At 63.1% G+C, this 23,656-nt stretch carries 21 protein-coding genes; 14 read left to right on the top strand and 7 right to left on the bottom strand.

What is annotated here, in order from left to right; all coding sequences use genetic code 11:
• Positions 1-48 precede the first annotated feature (48 nt).
• The 4 genes from NKH98_RS05635 to NKH98_RS05620 all read right to left on the bottom strand — a co-directional run bounded on the left by NKH98_RS05635 (position 49) and on the right by NKH98_RS05620 (position 5,495).
• A complete protein-coding gene (locus NKH98_RS05635) occupies positions 49-1,014 on the bottom strand; it encodes an ABC transporter permease (RefSeq protein ID WP_352649512.1) in 966 nt (321 codons plus the stop codon).
• On the bottom strand, positions 1,011-2,564 hold the full coding sequence (locus NKH98_RS05630) for a sugar ABC transporter ATP-binding protein (protein ID WP_352476361.1): 1,554 nt from the start codon (positions 2,562-2,564) through the stop codon (positions 1,011-1,013). The genes NKH98_RS05635 and NKH98_RS05630 overlap by 4 nt, the downstream gene beginning before the upstream one ends.
• A 100-nt stretch (positions 2,565-2,664) precedes the next feature.
• The gene (locus NKH98_RS05625; RefSeq protein ID WP_352897065.1) at positions 2,665-3,660 is read right to left on the bottom strand and encodes an ABC transporter substrate-binding protein; all 996 of its coding nucleotides are present in this window, start codon (positions 3,658-3,660) and stop codon (positions 2,665-2,667) included.
• Between the two features lie 329 nt (positions 3,661-3,989).
• Entirely contained in the window at positions 3,990-5,495 is a 1,506-nt protein-coding gene (locus tag NKH98_RS05620) for a UxaA family hydrolase (protein WP_352897063.1), read from the bottom strand.
• Positions 5,496-5,751: 256 nt separating this feature from the next.
• Between NKH98_RS05620 and NKH98_RS05615 the strand changes: the two genes are divergently transcribed.
• The 6 genes from NKH98_RS05615 to gnd all read left to right on the top strand — a co-directional run bounded on the left by NKH98_RS05615 (position 5,752) and on the right by gnd (position 11,564).
• Complete coding sequence (locus tag NKH98_RS05615; RefSeq protein ID WP_352476364.1) at positions 5,752-6,654, top strand: GntR family transcriptional regulator; 903 nt, start codon at positions 5,752-5,754, stop codon at positions 6,652-6,654.
• A 119-nt stretch (positions 6,655-6,773) separates the two neighbouring features.
• Positions 6,774-7,130: a DUF2946 family protein gene (locus tag NKH98_RS05610; RefSeq protein ID WP_352897061.1), complete on the top strand. Its 357-nt coding sequence runs from the start codon at positions 6,774-6,776 to the stop codon at positions 7,128-7,130.
• A 99-nt stretch (positions 7,131-7,229) separates the two neighbouring features.
• Positions 7,230-7,766, top strand: a complete 537-nt coding sequence (locus NKH98_RS05605; RefSeq protein WP_352897059.1) for a copper chaperone PCu(A)C — start codon at positions 7,230-7,232, stop codon at positions 7,764-7,766.
• A gap of 25 nt (positions 7,767-7,791) precedes the next feature.
• Positions 7,792-8,310, top strand: a complete 519-nt coding sequence (locus NKH98_RS05600) for a YcnI family copper-binding membrane protein (RefSeq protein ID WP_352897057.1) — start codon at positions 7,792-7,794, stop codon at positions 8,308-8,310.
• A 51-nt stretch (positions 8,311-8,361) separates the two neighbouring features.
• Positions 8,362-9,999, top strand: a complete 1,638-nt coding sequence (locus tag NKH98_RS05595) for a copper resistance CopC/CopD family protein (RefSeq protein WP_352897055.1) — start codon at positions 8,362-8,364, stop codon at positions 9,997-9,999.
• A 140-nt stretch (positions 10,000-10,139) separates the two neighbouring features.
• A complete protein-coding gene (gene gnd / locus NKH98_RS05590) occupies positions 10,140-11,564 on the top strand; it encodes an NADP-dependent phosphogluconate dehydrogenase (RefSeq protein WP_352897053.1) in 1,425 nt (474 codons plus the stop codon).
• Between the two features lie 192 nt (positions 11,565-11,756).
• Here gnd and NKH98_RS05585 read toward each other — a convergent pair whose 3' ends face one another.
• The 3 genes from NKH98_RS05585 to NKH98_RS05575 form a co-directional block, all read right to left on the bottom strand.
• Positions 11,757-13,475 (bottom strand): adenylate/guanylate cyclase domain-containing protein, encoded by a 1,719-nt coding sequence (locus tag NKH98_RS05585; protein WP_352897051.1) that lies wholly within the window; start codon positions 13,473-13,475, stop codon positions 11,757-11,759.
• A 416-nt stretch (positions 13,476-13,891) separates the two neighbouring features.
• The gene (locus tag NKH98_RS05580) at positions 13,892-14,320 is read right to left on the bottom strand and encodes a YybH family protein (protein WP_352476371.1); all 429 of its coding nucleotides are present in this window, start codon (positions 14,318-14,320) and stop codon (positions 13,892-13,894) included.
• 322 nt (positions 14,321-14,642) lie between these two features.
• Positions 14,643-15,692 carry a LacI family transcriptional regulator gene (locus tag NKH98_RS05575; protein ID WP_254816774.1) on the bottom strand — a complete coding sequence of 350 codons (1,050 nt, stop codon included), beginning with the start codon at positions 15,690-15,692 and terminating at the stop codon, positions 14,643-14,645.
• 81 nt (positions 15,693-15,773) lie between these two features.
• Here NKH98_RS05575 and NKH98_RS05570 point away from each other — a divergent pair, with 81 nt between their 5' ends.
• The 8 genes from NKH98_RS05570 to mgrA all read left to right on the top strand — a co-directional run bounded on the left by NKH98_RS05570 (position 15,774) and on the right by mgrA (position 23,545).
• Positions 15,774-16,103, top strand: a complete 330-nt coding sequence (locus NKH98_RS05570; protein ID WP_352897050.1) for a hypothetical protein — start codon at positions 15,774-15,776, stop codon at positions 16,101-16,103.
• On the top strand, positions 16,085-17,323 hold the full coding sequence (locus tag NKH98_RS05565) for an ABC transporter substrate-binding protein (RefSeq protein ID WP_352897048.1): 1,239 nt from the start codon (positions 16,085-16,087) through the stop codon (positions 17,321-17,323). The genes NKH98_RS05570 and NKH98_RS05565 overlap by 19 nt, the downstream gene beginning before the upstream one ends.
• Positions 17,324-17,430: 107 nt before the next feature.
• Positions 17,431-18,324 carry a carbohydrate ABC transporter permease gene (locus tag NKH98_RS05560; RefSeq protein ID WP_352897046.1) on the top strand — a complete coding sequence of 298 codons (894 nt, stop codon included), beginning with the start codon at positions 17,431-17,433 and terminating at the stop codon, positions 18,322-18,324.
• On the top strand, positions 18,317-19,252 hold the full coding sequence (locus NKH98_RS05555) for a carbohydrate ABC transporter permease (RefSeq protein WP_352897044.1): 936 nt from the start codon (positions 18,317-18,319) through the stop codon (positions 19,250-19,252). Before NKH98_RS05560 ends, NKH98_RS05555 begins: the two co-directional genes overlap by 8 nt.
• Before the next feature lie 5 nt (positions 19,253-19,257).
• Positions 19,258-20,388 (top strand): ABC transporter ATP-binding protein, encoded by a 1,131-nt coding sequence (locus NKH98_RS05550; protein ID WP_352897042.1) that lies wholly within the window; start codon positions 19,258-19,260, stop codon positions 20,386-20,388.
• Positions 20,389-20,460: 72 nt separating this feature from the next.
• Positions 20,461-21,207 carry a sugar phosphate isomerase/epimerase family protein gene (locus NKH98_RS05545; RefSeq protein WP_352799768.1) on the top strand — a complete coding sequence of 249 codons (747 nt, stop codon included), beginning with the start codon at positions 20,461-20,463 and terminating at the stop codon, positions 21,205-21,207.
• A 12-nt stretch (positions 21,208-21,219) separates the two neighbouring features.
• Positions 21,220-22,368, top strand: a complete 1,149-nt coding sequence (locus tag NKH98_RS05540) for a Gfo/Idh/MocA family protein (RefSeq protein ID WP_254816780.1) — start codon at positions 21,220-21,222, stop codon at positions 22,366-22,368.
• A 130-nt stretch (positions 22,369-22,498) separates the two neighbouring features.
• The gene (mgrA, locus tag NKH98_RS05535) at positions 22,499-23,545 is read left to right on the top strand and encodes an L-glyceraldehyde 3-phosphate reductase (protein ID WP_352897040.1); all 1,047 of its coding nucleotides are present in this window, start codon (positions 22,499-22,501) and stop codon (positions 23,543-23,545) included.
• Positions 23,546-23,656 lie beyond the last annotated feature (111 nt).

The raw sequence follows: 23,656 nt of genomic DNA, 5'->3' as shown, positions 1-23,656 counted from the left end.
GCACCGCCGGCTCTGCTGTCGCGAGGCCGGCGGTTGTGGGGAGGCCGTCTATTTGCCGCGGCGGCGCAGCCCGTCGAAATAGACGATGACGATGATCAGCACACCGGTGATGATGCGCTGCCAGAAGGCGTTGACGTTGAGCAGATTGGCGCCGTTGTTGATGGTGGCAAGGATGAAGGCGCCGAGCAGCGGCCCGTGCACTGAGCCGACAGCGCCGAACAGCGAGGTGCCGCCGATAACCGAGGATGCGATCGCCTGCAATTCCCAGCCCTCGGCCTGTGTCGGATTGCCGATGCCGATGCGCGAGGCAAGCAGCACGCCAACGAAGGCCGCGCACAGCCCCGACAGCGTGTAGGCCATATAGATGGTGCGCTGGACGTTGACGCCTGACAGGCGCGACGCCTCGGCGTTGGAGCCGACCGAGAACAGATAGCGGCCCCAGCGGCTGTGGTGCAGGAAGATGTAGGCCGGGATGCCGACCAGGATCACCATCCAGAACAGATTGGGGACGCCGACGAAGGAACTGCGCGAGAACGTCTGGAAGGCATCGTTGTTGATCGAGATCGAGTTGCCGTTGGTCATCAACAGACCGATGCCGCGCAGCGAGGTCAGCGTCGCCAGGGTGATGATGAAGGGTGGGAGGCCCATCTTGACGATGCCGAAGCCGTGGAACATGCCGATGGCGACGCCGACCAGCAAGGTGATCAGGATGGCCAGGAAAACCGGTGTTCCGGCGTTGATCAGCATCGCGACGATGACTGTGGCGAAGCCGACCACGGCGCCGACGGAAAGGTCGATGCCGCCGGTGATGATGACGAAGGTCTGGCCGACCGCCAGGATGGCGATCATCGACCCTTGCCGCAACAGGTTCGAGATGTTGTTGGCCGAGGCGAAGCTCGGCGTCGCCACCGACAGGATGACCCACAAAAGAACCAGCAGCGCCAGCAGTGTCAGCCCGAACAGGGCGTTGTAGTTGCGTTTCGGCCTTTCGGCAGCGATCGCCTCGGTGCTCATATCCGTCCTCCCGGTCTTTCTTGTTTCTCGGCCAGCGCCTGGGTGAGGATCTCCTCGTGATCAGCGGTCCGAAACCCGTGCGTAGCCACCAGTTTGCCGCGCCGGAACACATGCAGCGTGTCGGCGAGTTCATAGACCTCGGGCAGGTAGGACGAGATCAGGATGATGCCGGCTCCTTTGGATAGCAGCGCACCGAACAGGCGGTAGATCTCGGCCTTGGTGCCGACATCGACGCCAACGGTAGGCTCGTCGAAGATGAACAGCTTGGCGCCGTGGGCGAGCCATTTGCCGATGACGATCTTCTGCTGGTTGCCGCCGGACAGGCTGGAGGCCAGGGCGCTGCGTGTCGGCGTCTTGATGCGCAGGTCGGCGATCTGGCGATCGGCTTGCGCCTTTTCCTGCGCGCGCGAGATCAGCAGATTGCTCGAGATGCGCTTGTAGATCGGCAGATTGAGGTTGAGCCCGACCGGCAGGTTGAGGCAGAGGCCCTGGTCGCGGCGGCTTTCGGGGGCCAGCGCCATGCCGAGCCTGATCGCGTCATGTTCGGAATTGACCTTGACCTCCTTGCCCTCCCAGAGGATCTGGCCGGCCGATTTGCGGTGGCGGCCATAGAGCGTGGTGACGAACTCGCTGCGCCCGGCGCCGATCAGGCCATAGAGGCCGACGATCTCACCGGCACGGACAGACATCGAGACATTTTCGAAGCCCTTGCCCGACAGGTTCCTGGCTTCGACGATGGTCGCGCCAGGGGTGAAATGCTCCTTGTGGTAGACCTGCTCGATCGAGCGGTTGATCATCATCTTGACCAGCTCGGCGTCATTGGTCTCGGCAATGTTCCTGGTGCCGACCAGCGTGCCGTCGCGCAGCACCGAGACGCGGTCGGCGAGTTCGAACACTTCTTCCATGCGATGGCTGATGTAGATGATGGTGACGCCTTCGCCCTTCAGCCGGCGGATCAGCGTGAACAGCTGGTCGGCCTCCTTGCGGGTGAGATAGGCGGTCGGTTCGTCGAAGATCAGGAATTTGGTGCCGCGCACGGTGGCGCGGGCGGCGGCGATCAGCTGCTGCTGGCCGATGGTCAGGTCACCCAGCATGACATGCGCGGGCAGGTCGAAGCCTAGGTCGTCGATGATCTTCTGCGCCTGCCTGACCATCGCCCGCTGCTGCAGGATGCCGAAACGTGCATCCTCCTCGCCGAGGAACATGTTGGCGGCGACGGTGAGATGGCGGCACAGGACCACTTCCTGATGCACGGCATTGATGCCGAGCGCCATCGCCTCATGCGGCGTTGCCAATGCGGCAGGCTTGCCCTCCCAGATGACGTCGCCGGAGGTGCGCGGCATGACGCCGGTCAGAAGCTTGATCAGGGTGGATTTGCCGGCGCCGTTCTCGCCGACGATGGCGTGGATCTCGCCGGCTTTGAAGGCGAGGTCGACCGGCTTCAGCGCGTGGGTGCCGGGATAGCGTTTTTCCAGGCCGCGGAGTTCGAGGATGGTCCTGCCCGGTTCCAGCGTTGGGGCCGGATGGAGTTCCTGCGCCGTCGACATCATGACAATCCTCCCAGATTGGCCCGCCAGATGGCCTGACGATTGGCGCGAGTGGGATGTTTCCGGGGCAAAGGCCCTGGAAACAGTTCACTTGTGGCGATGCTCAGTCGAGCTTGGGGTTGAGCAGCGCGTCGATCTTCGGATCCTTCATGTTGGCTTTGGTGACCAGGTTGGCGCCGGTGTCGACATTGGCCTCGACCTTCTCGCCCTTCGAGGCGGCGAGCGCCGTCTTGATGCCGTCATAGCCCATCCGGTACGGATCCTGAACGACGAGAGCCGAAATGACGCCGTCATTGAGGAACTTGATCAGCTTCTCGTCGCTGTCGAAACCGACCAGCGCGACCTTGCCGGCAAGATTGTTCTCGGCGATCGCCTGACCGACGCCCTGCGCCATGATCAGATTGGAGGCGAAGATGCCCTTGAGGTTGGGGTTGGCGGTGATCAGGTCGGTGGCGATGTTGAGGCCGGTGGTGGCCTGGCCGTCGGCGTATTTGTCGGCGACCAGCTTGAGGCCGGGATATTTGGTGGCGAGCTGTTCCTTAAAACCCTGGGCGCGCTGTTCGAGCGAGCCGGCGCCCGGAAGCGCGGTGATCAGGGCGACGTCGCCCTCGACCTTGCCGCCATTGGCTTCGCCGATGGCTGCGGCAAGGCCGTCAGCGGCGACACGGCCGCCCTGGATGTTGTCGGTGGTCAGGAACGAGGTGAAGGCCTTGGAGTCGGCACCGGAGTCGATACCGATGATCTTGACCTTGGTGGCGGCCTCATCGATCGGCTTGCCGAGCGCCTTGGCTTCGGTTGGCGCGATGACGACGGCCGCCGGGTTGCCGGCGACGGCATTTTCAAGGATCGAGATCTGGCCGTTGACGTCTGTCTCGGCCTGGGCGCCGAGCTCCGGCACGTTGACGCCGAGATCCTTGCCAGCCTTGCGGGCGCCGGCCAGAACGATCTGCCAGTAGAAGGACGTGGTGTCCTTGACGATGATCGGAATGGTCACGTCGGCCGCGGATGCCGGAGCCGAATGCATCACGCCGGCAAGCATCGACGCGGCTGCGAGTGCCACGAAGGCGCGGCGGTTGAGAATGCTGGTCACGAATTTCATTAGGAGTCCTCCCTAAGTCGCCCGGTGAATGTTACGGAAGCTCCATTCGGATGGCGCGGCCCAAACGGAACTTTATCAATAAAAAACATTTACGGTATTTTGATAGTGTATCATCTCGGCCGGCGCAAGCGCTGTTTGATGGCCGCTTCGAATGGCTTGATGGAAGATTTTTTCTGTCGGAACTCCGCTGCCAATCTGCTTCAATATCCCGCATGGAATATTAATTCCATCAACCAGTCAATATGGAATGTACATTCGCTTTTGGCGGTGTACGAACTGTGACACCTGGCGTTCACGTCAGGTGCTCGCGACTTCCCGGACGGCAAGGCCTAGAGCGTCGCGCCGAGATGCCACGGCACGAACTCGTTGTCGCCGTAGCCGAATTCCTCGCTCTTGGTCTTGCGACCCGAAGCTGTCTCCACGATCAGCTCGAAGATCTCGCGGCCCATGCCGGCAATGGTCTTTTCGCCCGAGGCGATGACGCCGCAATTCACGTCCATGTCCTCTTCCATGGCGTGGTACATAGTCGAGTTGCTGGCGACCTTGATCGACGGCGTCGGCCGGCAGCCGAAGCAGGAGCCGCGGCCGGTAGTGAAGACGATGACGTTGGCGCCGCCCGCCACCTGGCCGGTGGCCGAGACCGGGTCGTAGCCGGGCGTGTCCATGAACACCAGCCCGTGCCCGGTGACCTTTTCGGCATAGCCGAAGACGCCGTTGAGCGGCGTCTGGCCGCCCTTGGCGACCGCGCCGAGCGACTTTTCCAGGATGGTGGTCAGGCCGCCGCGCTTGTTGCCCGGTGAGGGATTGTTGTCGATGGATGCGCCATGCTTGGCGACGTGGTCTTCCCACCATTTCACATAGCCGTCGAGCTTGGCGGCGATCTCGGGGGTTGCGGCGCGATAGGCGAGCAGGTGCTCGGCGCCGTAGATCTCCGTCGTTTCGGAGAGGATGCCGATGCCGCCGACGCCGGCCAGGATGTCGACCGCGGCACCCAGCGCCGGATTGGCGGTGATGCCGGACATGCCGTCGGAGCCGCCGCATTGCAGGCCGACGACGATCTCGCTGACCGGGATCGGCTCACGCTGAAGCTTGCCGACCTCTTCGGCGATCTCGGCCAGCACGACCAGCGCCTTCTCGACCGATTTGCGCGAGCCGCCGGCTTCCTGGATGTTGAAATGGCGTTTTCCCGCGGCAACGCCCTTCTGGCCATAGAGGGTGAGCTGGTTGACCTCGCAGCCGAGCCCGACCATCAGCACGCCGCCGAAATTCGGGTGACGGGCATAGCCGGCCAGCGTGCGGTGCAGCACCATCATGCCGTCGCCGGTGGCGCTCATGCCGCAGCCCTGGCCGTGGACGATCGGGACGAAGCCGTCAATGCCGGGATATTGTGGCAGAAGCGTGCGGTTCGCCGCGTCAGCGATGGCGTGGCAGACGGTGGCCGAGCAATTGACGCTGGCGAGAATACCGACGAAGTTGCGCGTGCCGGCGCGGCCGTCGGCGCGGCGGTAGCCCATGAAGGTGCGGGCGCGGTCGGCCTCGGTCGCATGCACCGCCTCGCTCGGCGGCACCACGGGCAAACGCCCGCTTTCGAAGACCAGATTGTGCGAATGGACATGCTCGCCGGGCGCGATGTCCTGCGTGGCGCGGCCGATCGCCTGGGCGTATTTGACCACGGCTTCGCCAGCCGCAATCGGCTTGATCGCCACTTTGTGGCCCGGCTCGATCAGCGCGGCGGCGACGGCGCCGCCCGGCAGCGCGGTGCCGATCTCGATGCGGCCGTTGGCGACCGCGACATTGTCGGCGGGAGACAGAAGAATGCTGTTTGCGGCGTTCACGGGAGCTTCCTGGGTGTGTTCCTGGGTGCGCGAGCGGATTGACACGCGGCTCTTAACATATAATGTCTTTTATCGTGAAAAAACATTTTTGCGTCAATTGTTTTTTCGCCAGAGCGCGACGCGTCTTTTGGATGCGTGAAGTAGGCTCTACAACCAAGACTAGCGTTGCGCATGGTATTTTGCGAAGCGATTCCGATTTCATGCGCGCGAAACGCTTCAAACCGGCCGCAATCGCCAATGCGCCACGGGGCAGGGGATGTCGAAGAGCAACAACGTTTACAAGGACGCTTATAATCGCGGTCTGAGGCTGCTCGACGAAACCAGGAGCCTGCCTTCGGAGCCGGAACTGGGTACGCTGCTCGGCGTCAGCCGCACGACGGTCCGCACTATCCTTGCGCGCATGGAAGAGACCGGGCTGATCGACTGGAACAAGCGCAGCAAGACGGTTCTGCGCGAGCCACGGCCGGATGATTTCTTCCCCGAGGAAGAAACCGACACGCTGGCCGAGATCATCGAGCGTTCCTTCATGCGGCGGCTGCTTGCCAGCGGTGCCGAAGCCGGAATGCAGATCAACGAGCTCGAACTGGCGCGCGAGATCGGCGTCGGCACTACCAGCGTGCGCGAATTCCTGATCCGCTTCTCGCGCTTTGGGCTGATCGAGAAGCGCCGCAACAGCCACTGGGTGCTGAAAGGCTTTACCCGCGCCTTCGCGCTGGAGTTGACCGAGATCCGCGAAATGTTCGAACTGCGCTCGGCCGCAGCCTTTGCCGCTCTGCCCGAGGACAGCCCGGTGTGGGCCGACCTCGACCGCCTGGAGGACGAGCATCGCCTGCTGGCGCGCGAGATCGCCGTGCGTTTCAACGAATTCTCCGAGCTCGACGAGCGCTTTCACCGGCTGATCCACCGGGCGTCGCACAACCGCTTCATCGTCGATTTCTACGACGTCATCGCCATGATCTTTCACTACCACTACCAGTGGAACAAGGCGCAGGAGCGCGAGCGCAACGAAGTCGCGGTCCAGGAGCATCTCGCCTATATCGCCGCGCTCAAATCGCGCGATCTCGCCAAGGTCGACGCCGCCTGCCGCAAGCACCTGAAATCGGCCCGCCACACGCTGCTGACGTCCATTCCCGAGGGCAGGCAGCCGCAACGCGCGTGATTGTGTTGCGTTGCCGCAGCAACGTTTTGGCGATTTTCCGGCCGCCGGCTCCGTGCTAGAGAGCTGACGTTGCTGCGTGAAGAGGCTGGTTCTTGACCATACGCCCGAGACGATGGAGCATGCCGGTCGCGTTCGCCGCGGCGTGGCTTTTCGTGCTCCAGTCGATGTTCGGCGCGTTTGCTTCAGGCAGCGAGCCGAACGCCTCGCAATTCGATGCTTTCGGCAACACGATCTGCACCCATGATGGTGCGGCGCAACTCCCCGCCGGCGATCCGCATCAGCAGCACATGCCGGCTTGCTGCATGCTTGGTTGCAACCTCGTTTCGGCGGTCTACGCGCCGCCCGATGCCGCCGGGAGCCTGGCTCGCAGCCTTTCCGTCGAAACCATCGCCTTTATCCTGCCGGCATTTCGGCATCGCGATTTCGCCCGCGCCCGCACTCCGTCCAATCCGCGCGCACCACCGGCGACGGCCTGATCCGCACAGGTTCGCGCCGCGCAACCCTTTGCCGGCGCGTTTATCGACATCGTTCGCGACCGGCCGTCGGCGCGGTCCCTTAAAATCCACGGAGCAATCATGTCTCATTATTTTCGCGCTGCCGCATCCAGTCGCAGGCGCTTCGTACTGGGTCGTTTCGAGCAGCGTCTCGGCGTCGCCCTTTGCGTTCTTGCCCTCCTGTTCGCCAGCGTCCAGATCGTGTTGGCACACGAGTTCAAGCTTGGCGATCTCGAGATCGGGCACCCCTGGTCGCGCGCCACGCCAGCCGGCGCCAAGGTAGCCGGCGGCTACTTCACCATCACCAACACCGGCAATGCGCCGGATCGCCTGCTGTCGATCACCTCCGACATTTCGGCCAAGGCCGAACTGCACGAGATGGGCGTCAGCAATGGCGTCATGACCATGCGGCCGGTCACCGGCGGCCTCGAAATCCCGGCTGGCGGCAAGGTCGCATTGGCGCCCAACGGCTATCATTTGATGTTCATGGATTTGAAGCGGCAGCCCAAGGAGGGCGAAATGTTTTCCGCAACACTGACCTTCGAAAAAGCCGGGCCCGTGCAGATTGAATTCGCCGTGCAAGGCATCGGCAGCGCGGCGCCGCAGGACGACCACTGACTTGGCCGCTTCGAGAGGTACCATCATGAAGAAATCTCTTTTGCCCGGCTGCGTGCTTCTTGTCCTCGGGACCGGCGCGGCCTTTGCCCACATCACGCTCGAAACGCCGGAGGCGGCGGTGGGCTCGACCTACAAGGCGGTTCTTCGGGTGCCGCATGGCTGCGAGGGCAAGGCGACGACCGCCGTGCGCGTGCAGATCCCCGAAGGGGTGCTCTCGGTCAAACCGATGCCGAAGCCGGGTTGGACGCTGCAGGTCAAGAACGGCAAATACGAGAAGTCCTACCAGCTCTACGGCCAGGCAGTGACCAGCGGCGTCAAGGAGATCGACTGGAGCGCCGGCAGCCTGCCGGACGAATTCTACGACGAATTCGTCTTTCGCGCGACACTGGCATCCGACCTGCCGGCAGGCCAGATGCTGCATTTCCCGGTGGTGCAGGAATGTGACGGCGTTGCCGATCGCTGGATCGAGATTCCGGCGGCCGGGCAGGCTGAGGATGCGCTGGAATTTCCGGCGCCCGGCCTCAAGCTGCTGCCGAAGAAGTGAGCTCCGGCGGCGCGCTTGGCGGATGGGCGCGCCGCTGCTCTTGGCGGTGATATGAGCGCGCCATCCTTCCTGCGGCAAGCTTGCATGGCCGGCAACTGTTCTGGCCGGCTTGTGGCTGGCTTGCTGGCCGCCATCGTGCTGCTCGCCGTAATCGCCATGCCTGATCCCGCCTTCGCCCATGCGGCGCTGATCAAGGCCGAGCCGGCTGACGGGGCGGTGCTGGCGCAGAGCCCGTCGCAGCTGTCGCTGACCTTCAGCGAGCCGGTTTCACCGCTGGTGCTGACGCTGGTGCGGCCCGACGGCACGGCGGTCCCGCTGAGCTCCTTCCGGCTCAGCGCCCAGACCGTCGAGATCGACAATCCGCAGGCGCTGAAATCCGGCACGCATGTGCTGAGCTGGCGGGTGATTTCCGCCGACGGGCATCCGGTCGGCGGCTCGGTGCTGTTCTCGGTCGGCACACCGAGTGCTGCGCCGGCCGCCTCGGATGCCGTGGACCGGGGGCTTCGAACGGCGATCTGGATCGGCAAGGTTTTTCTGTATATCGGCCTGTTTTTCGGCGTCGGCGGTGCCTTTGCGCAGGCTTGGCTGGCGCAAGGCGGTCGATCCGGCCGGAACATGATCGTCGCTGCGATCCTGTGCGGGCTGGCCGCCGCACTCTTGTCGCTCGGTTTCCAGGGGCTGGATGCACTCGGCGCGCCGCTTGCCCGGCTGGCGCAGCCGGTCATCTGGCAGACCAGGCTCGGCACGAGCTTCGGCTGGACGGTGCTGATCGCGCTGATGGCGCTCGGCCTGAGCCTGTTATCGCTGGTCGTGCCGCCCGCCGACGCGAAGCCGCTGGCCTTGGCCGGACTGGTTGGCGTTGGCGCAGCACTTGCTGCCAGCGGGCATGCCAGTGCCGCCGAGCCGCAATGGCTGACCCGGCCGATGGTATTTCTGCACGCCACTGGTGTCGCGGTCTGGGCCGGGGCGCTGGCGCCGCTCGGTCTTGCCTTGAAACGGCAGCCGGACAAAGCGGGGCCGTTGCTGCGCCGGTTTTCGCGAGCGATCCTGTTCGTCGTGGCCGTGCTTGCGGCAGCCGGCATCGTGCTCGCCGTCATCCAGGTGCAAACGCCGTCGGCGCTGGTCCACACTGCCTATGGCCGGCTGCTGCTGCTCAAGCTGGCGCTGCTCGTCTTTCTGTTCACGCTCGCCGCCGTCAATCGCTTCAAGCTTACGGGCCTGGCTGAGGAAGGAAATACGGAGGTCCAGCGGCGGCTGGCCCGCTCGATCTTTATCGAGCTGCTGATCGTGCTGGCGATCTTCGGCGTTGCCGCCGGCTGGCGCTTCACGCCGCCGCCGCGCGTGCTGGCGATCGTCGCCGCACAGCCGGCATCGGTGCATATCCACACGCTGCAGGCGATGGCTGATCTCAGCATTGTGCCCGGCCATACCGGGCCTGTTGCCGCTTCGATCTTCATCATGACCGGCGATTTCGGCCCGCTCGACGCCAAGCAGGTGACGCTGGTCCTGTCAAAGCCCGATTCCGGCGTCGAGCCGATAAAACGCCCGGCGACGAAGCTTGGCGACGGCACCTGGCGCGTCGACCAACTCGTCATTCCGGTCGCCGGCCGCTGGACGGCGCGGCTCGATATCCTGGTCTCGGATTTCGAGATGGTGAAGATCGAAGCGCCGATCGATATCCGGCCATGAAGACAGCGCTGGTCCGCGCAACACAATTCGGCGAGACGGTTGACGCGGCCTTGAAGGCCCGTCAATCATCGTCATCAAGAATGGGCATCCAACCCAATCGCGGGCTCAAACCAACAAGATCCGAAAGCAGGGAAGAAACGATGGAAAAAGCCGAAATAGGCCTGATCGGCCTTGGCACGATGGGCTCCAATCTGGCGCTCAATATTGCCGAGAAGGGGCACCGCATCGCCGTCTTCAACCGCACGGCGGCGCGCACCGATGCCTTTGTCGAAAATGCCGGCGCGCTCAAGGATAGGGTGGTGCCCTGCTACAGCCTCGAAGAACTGGCCGCCGCGATCCGACCGCCGCGGCCGATCATCATCATGGTGCTGGCCGGCAAGCCGGTCGACGAGCAGATCGCGGCATTGCGCGGCGTGCTGTCGGCCAACGACATCGTCATCGACGCCGGCAATGCCAATTTCCGCGATACGATGCGGCGCTTCTCAGAGCTTGCCGATTCGGGCCTGACCTTCATCGGCATGGGCGTGTCCGGCGGCGAGGAGGGCGCACGCCACGGTCCCTCGATCATGGTCGGCGGCACCGAAGAGTCCTGGAAGCGCGTCGAAAAGGTGCTGACCGCGATCTCGGCCAAGTTCAAGGGCGAGCCTTGCGCGGCGTGGCTTGGCACCGACGGCGCCGGCCATTTCGTCAAGACCATCCACAACGGCATCGAATATGCCGACATGCAGATGATCGCCGAGATCTACGGCATCTTGCGCGACGGCCTGGGCATGGGGCCGAAAGAGATCGCCGAGGTGTTTTCGCAGTGGAACACGGGCCGGCTCAATTCGTACCTGATCGAGATCACCGCCAAAGTGCTGGCCGCCGACGATCCTAAGACCGGCAAATCGGTGGTCGACATCATCCTCGACCGCGCCGGCCAGAAGGGCACCGGCAAATGGTCGGTGATCGAGGCGCAGCAGCTCGGCATTCCGGCCACCGCGATCGAGGCGGCTGTGGCGGCCCGCGTGCTGTCGTCGATCAAGGACGAGCGGCTGACCGCCGAAAAGGTCTATGGCGGCGGCGTGAGCAGGATTTCCGGAGACAGGGACGCCCTGCTCGCCGATCTCGAGCTGGCGCTGTTTGCCGGCAAGATCGCCGCCTACGCGCAAGGCTTCGCGGTGATGAGCGGCGCGTCGAAGGAATTCAACTGGAACCTGCCGATGCCGGTCATCGCCAAGATCTGGCGGGCCGGCTGCATCATACGCTCGCAATTGCTGGATACGATGGCGGAGGCCTTCGGCGCCGGCGACGCGGCCACCAACCTGTTGATGGCGCCGGCTTTCGTCTCGTTGATGCAGGAGGCACATCCGTCGCTTCGCCGTGTCGTGGCAAGGGCGGCCGAAGCCGGCTCGCCGGTGCCGGCCCTGTCATCTGCACTTGCCTATTTCGACAGTTACCGGCATGGCCGCGGCACTTCGAACCTGATCCAGGCGCAACGCGATTTCTTCGGCGCGCACGGCTTCGAGCGCATCGACGGGCAGGGCGCTTTCCACGGCCCATGGGGGAGTGGGGCGGCGGGTTAGCGCCCGGTCTCGGCCGTAGAGATCGGCTTCGCAGTTTCTTGAAAGCGGACCTTGCTGGCGATCACGCTGGAGATCGTGGTTGCGCCATCAACGGACATTGATCGAGGGAACCCACGGGCATTTGCCCTCACAGCCAAAAGACGAGCCTATGTCCTGACGAGAGCAAGCCGGCGATCCAAAGCGATGCGCTCTTTAGTCGGGAAGGCCAGCCTTGCGGTAGCCTTCGACGAAGCGCTGGAGCACTTCCTCGTCGTCGAATGGCTGCGATGTCGCCCAGTGCCTGATGCGGAAATGGGGATTGCTCATCATGAAGAACTCCGCCTCCTGACGGGCTTCATCCAGGCGTCCGAGCTGCGCGAGGGCTGCCGCAAGCATGCGCCGCGACGTGGTGCGGTAGGTTTCCGGCTTGCGTAAAGCCTCGACCGCGGATTGATAGTCGCCGAGCGCATAATAGGCTTGGCCCGCCATCCAATGGTACCACCCCGGAGGGCGCGGATTGAGCCGCAACGCCCGCTTCACGAATTCGACGCCCTTGACCGCATCGCCCCTCAAGGTGATGAGATCCGAGCGCATCGCCCAGGCATCGGCATGATTGGGATCGAGCTTGAAAGTCGCCTCGAACTCTGCATCCGATTCCGCGAAACGCCGTTCGTGACCAAGTATGATGCCCAGCACCCACCGGTTCCCGGCATCGTTAGGGTCGAGCGCCACTGCCTGCTGCGCTTCCGCGAGCGAGCGAGGTTGGTTGGTTTCCTTCGGCTCGTTCCAGAACAGCCAGCCGAGCCAAAGATTGAGGGCCAGCAAGCTATGCGCTTCGGCATAGTCGGGATCGAGTCTGATCGCCTTCTCCAGCAGCATGCGCGCTTCCTGCGCGCCTAACCCGGTCTGAAAACTGACGCCGCGGGCTTGTACACAGAGGTCATAGGCTTCGAGACTCGTCGGCCGTTTGCGCGCCGGCTGTCCGGCCAATCGGCCGACCAGGGCTTCGACGATCTTGGCCGTGACCTCGTCCTGCACTGCAAAGATATCCTCGAGGCTGCTGTCGTAGCGCTCGGCCCAGATATGATCGCCGCCGATCGCGTCGATCAGCTGCGCATTGATGCGCACGCGCCCCGCGGCGCGCCGGGCGCTGCCTTCAACCACATAGCGCACCCCAAGATCACGCGCGGCCAAACGCACATCGACCGACCGCCCTTTGTAAGCAAAGGTCGAGTTGCGTGCGATGACGAAGAGGCCGGCGCAGCGAGATAGGTCGGTGATCAGGTCTTCGGTCAAGCCGTCGACAAAGGTTTCCTGCTCCGGATCGTTGCTCATGTTGGTGAAAGGCAAGACCGCGATCGAGGGCTTGTCGGGCAATTCCAGCGATGCCAGTCGCCCGACCTGAGCGGCTCTCGGAAGCTGCAGGTTGACGCGATAGCAGTATATCGGCTCGGCTATGTTCTTCACCCGCTGCTCGCCCATAGGCTCGAACGCAAACGCCAGCTTCTGCCTGACCTCCTTGGACACCTTCTCCGAAACGCAGATGCCACCGGGCTCGGCGAGTTGTTGGAGGCGCGACGCTACATTCACGCCCTCGCCATAGCGATCGTCCCCTTCGACGATCACTTCCCCAAGGTTGATTCCGATCCGGACTTCGAAGCGCTGGTCTTCGGCGACGCTCGCGTTACGTTCCGTCATGCCGCGCTGAAGCGTGACCGCGCATTCGACCGCATCCACCACGCTACCGAACTCCGCCAGCAGGCCGTCTCCCATAAGCTTGAAGATTCGCCCGTGTCGCGTCGCGATTTCCGGCTCGAACAACTCTTTGCGGCCCCGTTTCAGCCGGTCGAAGGTGCCCGCTTCATCCACCTCCATGAGCGCCGAGTAACCGACAACATCAATGGCAAGGATGGCAGCGAGCTTCCGCTCCATGTTGAGCCTCAGTTCAGATTCGCGACACGCCAGGCGCAGGTCAGAGGCAGGTAGGACCGGCGCCTCCGGCGTGCCCTCACCGGCCTCTATACCACAGATCACGCTTCTTGAGAGTATGACTCGCGCGACGCCTTGGCTCTCCTGCGCAGCGCCACTGACGAGCGAGTCCCATCTATCCCTACCGCTTGTTCGCGGCAGTTGCCTCTCAACCGGACCCGTGACCGCTTCGGGTCAGGTCACGACGATGCCCACGCCGACCTAAATGTCCGCAATTAAAGATCTGCGGCCCGGAGCTGCCAATCCGCTTTCGGCCCCAAGATTGACTGTCAGCAACGGGCCGCCAATTCGACCGTTCGCCTACGAACCCTTGCCGCGTGAAGCCGACATCCCTGTTGAGGACGTTAGGCGTTCCGGAACTACGGCAAGAGATCCGTCACAGCGCGCCCACTTCCGTCCATTGCCATAGGGAAGCTGGCATGTTCGTGGATGATTTTCCAAGAACCGCCGATGCGCCTTAGCACGATGGTTCGCCGGCTCCAGGAGTCGACCTCTGTGCCATCCGTCTTAATGCCAGTCATGCGCGACAGCCCGAAGGCCACTGCAAGATCGCCGTCGATCATGAGCTGCGGGTCAGCCATGTGAACGGTGACGCCGTTGCGCCAAGTTGCAAACCAAGCATTTATCCCTTCGATGTCGCGTGCCTGTTCGCCTCTATAGGCAAGCGGCGGCGGCAGATCGAAAACCACGACATCCGGGTCCATGGCATCGACGTTGGCGCGGGCGTCCCCCTTGGCAGTTGCGTCTTCCTGGCCCCGGATGACAGACAAGACTTCCTTTTCAGACATATCGTTGCTCCTTCATTTTCTGGAACGACGAGGCCGGGGCGATCAATCCGACATCGACACTATTCGTAACAAATATGGCCGGTCCAAGCTGCTGTTGCATCGTGGTATTAAGAGTGATGAGTCCCTTAGTCCCGAAACGTGACTGCCGCGTGCTCCTACGGCCGCTCTTTGGTGATCTCGTCCCCATATCGGACGGACAGCATTCGGTCCCAAGGTTGCCGTCGGCAGCGCACATTTTCCAGCCAAGTGGAATCACTTGGCGTCGCAGAAATGCGGCTAAGGCAAATAGATGGAGCCCATTTCAATTTGAACATATCCCGCCCTAGTCGGGGCGGCGATAGGCCTGGACTTCGCCCGGTTCGCTCAGGCTCTGCAGGGTGCCGGGGGCGGCGCCGCCGATCCAGCCCAGCACCGAGCGGGCGAGTTCGGCGCCGGCCAGCCGGAAGTTCTCGTTGACGACCAGCAATTCGCTGCGAAACAGGTGCAGAAGCTCCGACGATTGTTTGGACACCACATCGACATCGCGGCCGAGCTTGAGGCCGGCGTCTTCGATGCCGGCGACGATGGCGAGCGTGGCGGCGGCGGCGCTGCTGATGAAACCGTCCGGGCGGCTTTCGCGGCGCATCAGCTGCGCCGTCCGCATTCTGATCTGCTCGATCGAATGATCGATCGAAACGGTGTTGAACGGGATCTCGCTGGCGCCGACCTCGCTCAGCGCATCGGCAAAGCCGGCGAGCGTGTGGCCGTGATAGGTCAGCTCGACCGGCGGCGCCAACAGAGCCAGCCGGCGGCGGCCGAGGCCGGCCAGATGGCGCACCGCCTCGGCTGCGAAAGCGTAATTGTCGAAATCATGATAGGGATGGATCAGCCCCATATCGGTGCGGCCATGCGTGGCAAAGGGGATGCCGCGCTCCAGCATATAACGGGCCCTCGGATCGTTCGGCTGCGTGCGCGAAATGATGACGCCGTCGGCTGAACCGGTTTCCACGAGGTAACGGATCGGGTCGAGCGGATCCTGCGAGCGCGAATAGGGCGTCACGATCAAATGATAGGGCGTGTCGGCGATGACTTCCGAAACGCCGTAGATGATGTCCGAGACAAAGCTCATGATCTCGTGCTCGGTGTTGAGCACAAGGCTGATGACATTGGTCTTGCCGGTGCGCAGGCGTACGCCGGCACGGTTGGGGCGATAGCCGATCTGCTTGGCGACAAGCTGGACGCGCCGCCTGGTCTCGGCGCCGATCTCGGGGGCGTCCTTCAGCGCCCGCGACACGGTGGTGACGCCCAGCCCGGTCATGAAGGCGAGCGTCTTCAGCGTCGGCCGGCCCTGGCCCGACGCCTCGTCGGCCTTCTCTTTTTGATGCCTGTTCATTCGTCCCGCCCGTCAGGCGCATAGCAGTTGCCGGACAGCCCGGCAATCGGCCGACCGCGGGCACGCCGCGGCCTTCACCGAATGAGACCGCTATATACTGAAACGTTACAGATTGTCACGACCATTGCCACATCACTGGTGACAGGTGCGGAACGAGCGGCGCTGCAATCGGCGCAAAACCGTGATTGGAACGGGCTTTTCCGATCTTTCTGGCGTCGCAGCATTGCATTTTGCAGTGCAACCTCTCTGGTTGCGATGCGGCAGGCCAGCGAGCCGCGCGATTTTATTCGCGCTTCGAAAAAACTTGATGCCACCTTCGCCAGAGGGGTTGCGCGCCTCAAGCAATTGCCGTATCGAAAATCTGTAACGTTTCAGATTCTGGGAGGAACGAAATGCGATACCAACTCATGACTGCTGCGCTGGCAGCGACGGTCGCGCTGCAATTTGCCGGCCCGGCGGCCGCGACGGATCTGGAAGTCACCCATTGGTGGACCTCCGGCGGCGAGGCGGCAGCGGTCGCCGAACTCGCCAAGGCTTTCGACGCAACCGGCAATCACTGGGTGGACGGCGCTATCGCCGGTTCCGGCGGCACGGCGCGGCCGATCATGATCAGCCGCATCACCGGCGGCGACCCGATGGGCGCGACTCAGTTCAATCACGGCCGGCAGGCGGAAGAATTGGTGCAGGCCGGGCTGATGCGCGACCTCACCGATCTCGCCACCAAGGAAAAGTGGACGGAAATCGTGCAGCCGAAGAGCCTGCTCGACGGCTGTACCCTCGACGGCAAGATCTATTGCGTGCCGGTCAATATCCACTCCTGGCAGTGGCTGTGGCTGTCGAACGCCGCCTTCAAAAAGGCCGGCGTGCCGGTGCCGAAGAACTGGAATGAATATGTCGCTGCGGCGCCCGCGCTGGAAAAGGCAGGCATCCTGCCGCTTGCGGTCGGCGGCCAGCCCTGGCAGGCCTCCGGCGCTTTCGACGTGCTGCTTGCGGCGGTCGGCGGCACCGATGCCTTCCTCAAGGTCTACAAGGACAAGGACGCCGAATTCGCCGCCGGGCCCGAAGTCGCCAAGGTCTTCAAGGCCGCGGACGACGCCCGCAAGATGGCGAAGAACACCAATGTGCAGGACTGGAACCAGGCCACCAATCTGGTCATCACCGGCAAGGCGGGCGGCCAGATCATGGGTGACTGGGCGCAGGGCGAGTTCCAGGTTGCCGGCCAGACCGCCGGCAAGGACTATACTTGCCTTCCGGGCCTCGGTCTCAACGAGGTCATCGCCACCGGCGGCGACGCTTTCTACTTTCCGCTGCTGAAGGATCCCGAAAAATCGAAGGCACAGGAAGTGCTGGCCCACACGCTGCTCGATCCCAAGACGCAGGTCGCCTTCAATCTCAAGAAAGGTTCGCTGCCGGTGCGCGGCGACGTCGACCTCAAGGCGGCGAACGACTGCATGAAGAAGGGGCTCGAAATTCTCGCCAAGGGCAATGTCATCCCCTGGACCGACCAGCTGCTTTCGCAGGATACGCAGAAGCAGAAGGAGGATCTGTTCTCCGAGTTCTTCGCCAAGCAGGACATGACCGTGGAAGATGCGCAGAAGCGCTTCGCCGCCATTGTCGGTTCGGCCGATTGAGCGATCGACCAACCGCCTCACTCCCGCCCCTGCGAACGCAGGGTCGGGAGCTAGGGTCAAGGCCTCTTGACCCTCCGGCCCTTACCCGATCCAGCGCGGCTGTGCAGATGAGCAAGAGCGAACGCCCTAGCCAACTCTTTCGCAACCTCAATGCGAAAGTCGCTTCGATCCCGATGATTTTCACCGCGCTGGTGATTTTTGTCGGCGGCACCCTCTGGACGGTGTTGTATTCCTTCACAAATTCCAAGCTGCTGCCGCGGCTGCACTTCGTCGGTCTCGACCAGTACTATCGGCTGTGGGCGACGCCGCGCTGGCTGATCTCGATCGAGAACCTGCTGATCTACGGCGTGCTGTCGCTGGTGTTCTCGCTGGTCATCGGCTTCCTGCTTGCTGCCTTGCTCGACCAGAAGATCCGGTTCGAGGACACGTTCCGGACCATTTTCCTCTATCCCTTCGCCCTGTCCTTCATCGTCACCGGTCTCGTCTGGCAGTGGCTGCTCAACCCCGAATTCGGTATCCAGGGCGTGGTGCGCAGCCTCGGCTGGACGAGCTTCAGCTTCAATCCGCTCTATGATTCCAGCATCGTCATCTACGGCATATTGATCGCCGCTCTCTGGCAAGGCACCGGGCTCATAATGTGCCTGATGCTGGCCGGCCTGCGCGGCATCGACGAGGATATCTGGAAGGCCGCGCGGGTCGACGGGATACCGACCTGGAAGACCTATCTGTTCATCATCATCCCGATGATGCGGCCGGTCTTCATCACCACGCTGGTCATCGTCGCCTCCAACATCGTTCGCGTCTACGACCTTGTCGTCGCCCAGACCAGCGGCGGGCCCGGCATCGCCTCCGAAGTCCCGGCCAAATATGTCTATGATTACATGTTCTTCGCCCAGAACCTCGGCCAAGGGTTCGCCGCCTCGACGATGATGCTGCTGTCGGTGATCATCGTCATCGTGCCGTGGGCCTATCTCGAGTTCGGAGGCAAGAAGCGTGTCTGACCATACCGTTTCATTGCCCGCCATTGCCGGCGCCGGCGGGCTCGAAGCCTACGGGCCGAGCGGGCCGAAGCCGCGCCACACATTCTCGCGCCATAACATCTTCCTCTACGGCACGCTGATCGTGGTGGCGCTCTACTATCTTTTGCCGCTCTACGTGATGGTGGTGACATCGCTCAAAGGCATGCCCGAGATACGCCTTGGCAACATCTTCTCGCCGCCGATGGAGATCACTTTCGAGCCGTGGGTCAAGGCCTGGTCGAGCGCCTGCACCGGGCTCAACTGCGACGGGCTGTCGCGTGGCTTCTGGAATTCGGTGCGCATCACCATCCCGTCGGTGATCCTGTCGATCGCGCTCGCCTCGGTGAACGGTTATGCGCTTGCCAACTGGCGCTTCAAAGGCGCCGACACTTTCTTCATCATCCTGATCGTCGGCGCCTTCATCCCTTATCAGGTGATGATCTATCCGATCGTCATCATCCTGCGCGAAGTCGGCCTCTACGGCAGCCTCAGCGGCCTGGTGATCGTCCATTCCATCTTCGGCATGCCGATCCTCACGCTGTTGTTCCGCAACTACTTTACCTCCATGCCGGAGGAACTGTTCCGGGCAGCGCGTGTCGACGGCGCCGGCTTCTGGGGCATTTATTTCCGCATCATGTTGCCGATGTCGCTGCCGATCTTCGTCGTCGCCATCATCCTGCAGGTGACCGGCATCTGGAACGACTTCCTGTTCGGCGTCGTCTACACCCGCCCCGACACCTATCCGATGACGGTGCAGCTCAACAACATCGTCAATTCGGTGCAAGGCGTGAAGGAATACAACGTCAACATGGCAGCCACCATCCTGACCGGCCTGGTGCCGCTGATCGTCTATTTCCTGTCCGGAAAATTGTTTGTGCGCGGCATCGCCGCCGGCGCGGTGAAAGGATGATGGCGATGAACGCAAACGGCAGCGTTGGGGTAAACGGCAGCAAGGGGGCAAACGGCACCAGCGTCTCGATCCAGAACCTGTCGCTGAATTTCGGCGCGATATCGGTGCTGCAGACGCTCAACCTCGATGTCGCCGAAGGCGAGTTCATCGTGCTGCTCGGCCCGTCCGGTTGCGGCAAGTCGACCCTGCTCAACTGCATTGCCGGGCTGCTCGACGTTTCCGAAGGCCGCATCTTCATCAAGGGCAAGAACGTCACCTGGGAAGAGCCCAAGGATCGCGGCATCGGCATGGTGTTCCAGTCCTACGCGCTCTATCCGCAGATGACGGTGGAGAAGAACCTGTCGTTTGGGCTGCGCGTTGCCGGCCTCGCCAAGGACGAGATTGCCAAGCGCATCGCCCGGGCCGCCGAGATCCTGCAGATCGAACCGCTTTTGCATCGCAAGCCGGCGGCCCTGTCCGGCGGCCAGCGCCAGCGTGTGGCGATCGGGCGCGCACTTGTGCGTGACGTCGACGTCTTCCTGTTCGACGAGCCGCTCTCCAACCTCGACGCCAAGCTGCGCGCGGAATTGCGCGTCGAGATCAAGCTGCTGCATCGCAAGCTCGAGAACACTATGATCTACGTCACCCACGACCAGATCGAGGCGATGACGCTGGCCGACCGCATCGCGGTGATGAAGGGCGGCGTCATCCAGCAACTCGATGCGCCGCAGACCATCTATAACCGGCCGGTCAACCGGTTTGTCGCCGGCTTCCTCGGCTCGCCGGCAATGAATTTCCTCGACGGCAGGCTGGAGCAGGCGGACGGCGACTGGCACTTCGTTGCCGAGGATGTGCGGATCCCGCTTGCCACCTATGCTTTCGAAAAGGACCCGGTGCCGGGGCCGGCCGTGTTCGGCATCCGCCCCGAGCATGTGGCGTTCAACAGCGGCACGGGATGGCCGTTCGCAGCCACGGCAAATGTCGAGGTCGTCGAGCCCATGGGTTCCGACACGCTGGTCTGGCTGAAGCTCGGCGGCCAGAATTTCACGGTGCGGGTGACAGCCGAGCGCACGCCAAACAACGCCGAGGCGGTCGGCATCGGTTTCGACCCGATGCGGGCCTCGCTGTTCGACGCCGCCACAGGTAACCGCCTCTAGAGCCTGATTTAGCCTCCCAAGACTTTTCCATTCCCCCCAAGACTAACCATCCCCAAGAAACGGACAGAGACGATGAACTGGTCATTCCAACTTTACAGCGCGCGTAATTTCCAGCCCTGGGAGGGCGTGCTCAAAATGCTGGGCGAGCTTGGTTACAGCCAAGTCGAAGGGTTCGGCGGCGTCTATGACGATCCCAAGGCGTTCCGTGCCGAGCTCGACAAGAACGGCCTTGCCATGCCGACCGGGCATTTCTCGATCGACGCGCTCGAGAAGGATTTCGACGGCGTGCGCAGGACGGCCGATGCGCTCGGCATCACGCTGCTCATCTGCCCGTTCCTCAACGCCGAGTTCAGGCCGGCCGACGCGGCCGGCTGGCGCGGCTTCGGCGAACGCCTGGCCAAGGTCGGCGAAACGGCCAGGAAAGCCGGCTATGGTTTTGCCTGGCACAATCATGATTTCGAATTCAAGGCGCTCGCCGACGGCTCGGTACCGCAGGACCATATCCTGTCTTCCGCACCCGACATCGGCTGGGAGATGGACGTCGCCTGGGTGGTGCGCGGCGGCGTCGATCCGCTGCCCTGGATCGAGAAGCACGGCAAGCGCATCGTTGCCGTCCACGTCAAGGACATGGCCAAGCCGGGCGAAGGCCTCGACGAGGACGGCTGGTCCGACGTCGGCCACGGCACCATCGATTGGCCCGGCCTGATCAAGGCGCTGCGCGCCAAAAGCGCTGCGAAATACTACGTCATGGAACAGGACAACCCCAACGACATCGAGCGCTTCGCCCGCCGCTCCATCGCAGCCGCCAAGACCTATTAGGAGCACATCAGCATGGCAACAAAACTTGGGATCGGCGTGATTGGCTGCGGCAACATCTCGAAGGCGTATTTCTCGCTGGCACCGCTGTTTCGCGGCATCGAGATGCGCGCCTGCGCCGACATCAACATGGAAGCGGCGAAAGCGCGGGCAAAGGAGTTCAAGCTGCGCGCCGAGACCGTCGAGGGGCTGCTCAAGGCCGACGATATCGACATCATCGTCAACCTGACCATTCCGGCGGTGCATTACGAGGTGTCGAAGCAGATCCTCGACGCCGGCAAGCACGTCTATTCGGAGAAGCCCTTCGTGCTGTCGGTCAAGGAAGGGCTCGACCTGAAGAAACGTGCGGAAAGCAAGGGGCTGCGCATCGGCTCTGCCCCCGACACCTTCCTTGGCGGCGCGCACCAGCTTGTCCGCGACCTGATCGACACCGGCAGGCTCGGCAAGGTCACCAGCGGCACCTGTCATGTGATGAGCCATGGCATGGAGCATTGGCACCCCAATCCGGACTTCTTCTTCCAGCCGGGCGCCGGGCCGGTGCTCGATATCGGACCCTATTACATCACCAACCTGATCCAGCTGATCGGGCCGGTGAAGCGGGTCGCCGCCTTCGCTTCGATCCCGATGACGGAACGCATCATCAGCTCGAAGCCGCGCGCCGGCGAAAAGATCCCGGTCTCCACGCCGACGACGATCCATGGCGTGCTGGAATTCGAGAACGGCGCCGTGGTGACGCTCAACACCAGCTGGGATGTCTGGAGCCACGGCCACGCGCCGATGGAGCTCTATGGCGAGGCGGGCACGGTGTTCGTGCCGGATCCGAACTTCTTCGGCGGCGAAGTGCGCTACACCGAAGCCGCCAAGCCGGTGAAGAAGCTGCCGAAATGGCCGCATCCGTTCGGCGTGCCCAACGAGATGCATTCGCAAGGCATGATGGCCAACTACCGCACCGCCGGTTTGGCCGACATGGCGATCGCGATCAGGGAAGGCCGGCCGCACCGCTGCTCGATGGAGCTGGCGCTGCATGCCGTCGACGTCATGACCGGCCTGTTGCGTTCGGGCGAGACCGGAAAGTTCGTCGCCATGCAGACCAGCTGCGAGCGGCCCGCAGCACTCGGCGTCAAGGCGGCGAAGGAGCTGCTGGCGAAGAAGAAAACCAAGTAGGCGGCGCACCTCCCAAGCACCGCACAAAGCCTCTCCCCGTTTGCACGGGGAGAGGCTAAGGGTGGGCCGGCCTCGACTTGCCCGTCATCGCGGCGGCAGCTGTCGGCTCGTTTCGATATGAGGATTTCTCATGCCCTATGTTCCCGCCGAAAACCGCTACGAAAAGATGGTCTACAATCGCTGCGGGCGGTCCGGCCTGAAGCTGCCGGCGATCTCGCTTGGGCTGTGGCACAATTTCGGCGACGACACGCCGCATAGGACCAAACAGGCGATCACGCGCAGGGCCTTCGATCTGGGCATCACGCATTTCGATCTCGCCAACAATTACGGCCCGCCGCCCGGCTCGGCGGAGCGGGCGTTCGGCGAGATCCTGCGGACGGACTTTGCCGGTTATCGCGACGAGCTGACCATCTCGACCAAGGCAGGCTACGAAATGTGGGCAGGGCCCTATGGCGAATGGGGCGGCCGCAAATATGTGCTGGCCAGCCTCGACCAGAGCCTGAAGCGGATGGGGCTCGACTATGTCGACATCTTCTATTCGCACCGCTTCGACCCCGACACGCCGCTGGAAGAAACGATGGGCGCACTCGATCACGCGGTGCGCTCGGGCAAAGCGCTCTATGCCGGCATTTCCTCCTATAATTCGCAGCGCACCCGCGAGGCCGCCGATATTTTGAAGCAGCTCGGCACGCCTTGCGTGATCCATCAGCCGAGCTATTCGATGCTCAACCGCTGGGTCGAGGATGATGGCTTGCTCGATACGCTGGAGGGGCTTGGCGTCGGCTCGATCGTGTTCTCGCCGCTGGCGCAAGGCATGCTGACCGACAAATATCTCGGCGGCATCCCCGATGGCAGCCGCGCCAGCCAGGGCAAGTCGCTGCGCCCGGCATTCATCAACGACAAGTCGATCGCCAATATCGAGGCGCTGAACGTCATCGCCCGTCGCCGCGGCCAGACGCTGGCGCAGATGGCGCTGGCCTGGGTGCTGCGCAGGGGCAGGGTGACGTCGGCGCTGATCGGCGCCAGCCGGCCGGAACAGGTCGAGGATTGTGTCGGGGCGCTGAAGGCGCTCGACTTCAGCGATGCCGAGCTCGCCGAGATCGACACCTTTGCCCGCGAGTCGGACATCAACCTCTGGGCGGCATCGGCCGAGCGCAAAGGGCCGCCGAGGAAGTAGGCGACGACCGCATCCGGTCGACAAACAGTGACGGCTTCCGCGACGCTGAGCATAGAATGGCCGGGCAGCCGTGGATGGGTATTGCAAGAAGGTCGTTTCGTCCGATTCGGG

This window comes from Mesorhizobium sp. M0833 (genome assembly GCF_040319905.1).
Classification (GTDB): domain Bacteria; phylum Pseudomonadota; class Alphaproteobacteria; order Rhizobiales; family Rhizobiaceae; genus Mesorhizobium.
This window is presented reverse-complemented; position numbering and strand designations above follow the sequence as displayed.

Coding starts and splice junctions, on each gene's coding strand:
- NKH98_RS05635 (WP_352649512.1), bottom strand. CDS start 1,014: ATGAGCACCGAGGCGATCGCTGCCGAAAGGCCGAAACGCAACTACAAC.
- NKH98_RS05630 (WP_352476361.1), bottom strand. CDS start 2,564: ATGATGTCGACGGCGCAGGAACTCCATCCGGCCCCAACGCTGGAACCG.
- NKH98_RS05625 (WP_352897065.1), bottom strand. CDS start 3,660: ATGAAATTCGTGACCAGCATTCTCAACCGCCGCGCCTTCGTGGCACTC.
- NKH98_RS05615 (WP_352476364.1), top strand. CDS start 5,752: ATGTCGAAGAGCAACAACGTTTACAAGGACGCTTATAATCGCGGTCTG.
- NKH98_RS05610 (WP_352897061.1), top strand. CDS start 6,774: ATGCCGGTCGCGTTCGCCGCGGCGTGGCTTTTCGTGCTCCAGTCGATG.
- NKH98_RS05605 (WP_352897059.1), top strand. CDS start 7,230: ATGTCTCATTATTTTCGCGCTGCCGCATCCAGTCGCAGGCGCTTCGTA.
- NKH98_RS05600 (WP_352897057.1), top strand. CDS start 7,792: ATGAAGAAATCTCTTTTGCCCGGCTGCGTGCTTCTTGTCCTCGGGACC.
- NKH98_RS05595 (WP_352897055.1), top strand. CDS start 8,362: ATGAGCGCGCCATCCTTCCTGCGGCAAGCTTGCATGGCCGGCAACTGT.
- gnd (WP_352897053.1), top strand. CDS start 10,140: ATGGAAAAAGCCGAAATAGGCCTGATCGGCCTTGGCACGATGGGCTCC.
- NKH98_RS05585 (WP_352897051.1), bottom strand. CDS start 13,475: ATGGAGCGGAAGCTCGCTGCCATCCTTGCCATTGATGTTGTCGGTTAC.
- NKH98_RS05580 (WP_352476371.1), bottom strand. CDS start 14,320: ATGTCTGAAAAGGAAGTCTTGTCTGTCATCCGGGGCCAGGAAGACGCA.
- NKH98_RS05575 (WP_254816774.1), bottom strand. CDS start 15,692: ATGAACAGGCATCAAAAAGAGAAGGCCGACGAGGCGTCGGGCCAGGGC.
- NKH98_RS05570 (WP_352897050.1), top strand. CDS start 15,774: ATGAGACCGCTATATACTGAAACGTTACAGATTGTCACGACCATTGCC.
- NKH98_RS05565 (WP_352897048.1), top strand. CDS start 16,085: ATGCGATACCAACTCATGACTGCTGCGCTGGCAGCGACGGTCGCGCTG.
- NKH98_RS05560 (WP_352897046.1), top strand. CDS start 17,431: ATGAGCAAGAGCGAACGCCCTAGCCAACTCTTTCGCAACCTCAATGCG.
- NKH98_RS05550 (WP_352897042.1), top strand. CDS start 19,258: ATGAACGCAAACGGCAGCGTTGGGGTAAACGGCAGCAAGGGGGCAAAC.
- NKH98_RS05545 (WP_352799768.1), top strand. CDS start 20,461: ATGAACTGGTCATTCCAACTTTACAGCGCGCGTAATTTCCAGCCCTGG.
- NKH98_RS05540 (WP_254816780.1), top strand. CDS start 21,220: ATGGCAACAAAACTTGGGATCGGCGTGATTGGCTGCGGCAACATCTCG.
- mgrA (WP_352897040.1), top strand. CDS start 22,499: ATGCCCTATGTTCCCGCCGAAAACCGCTACGAAAAGATGGTCTACAAT.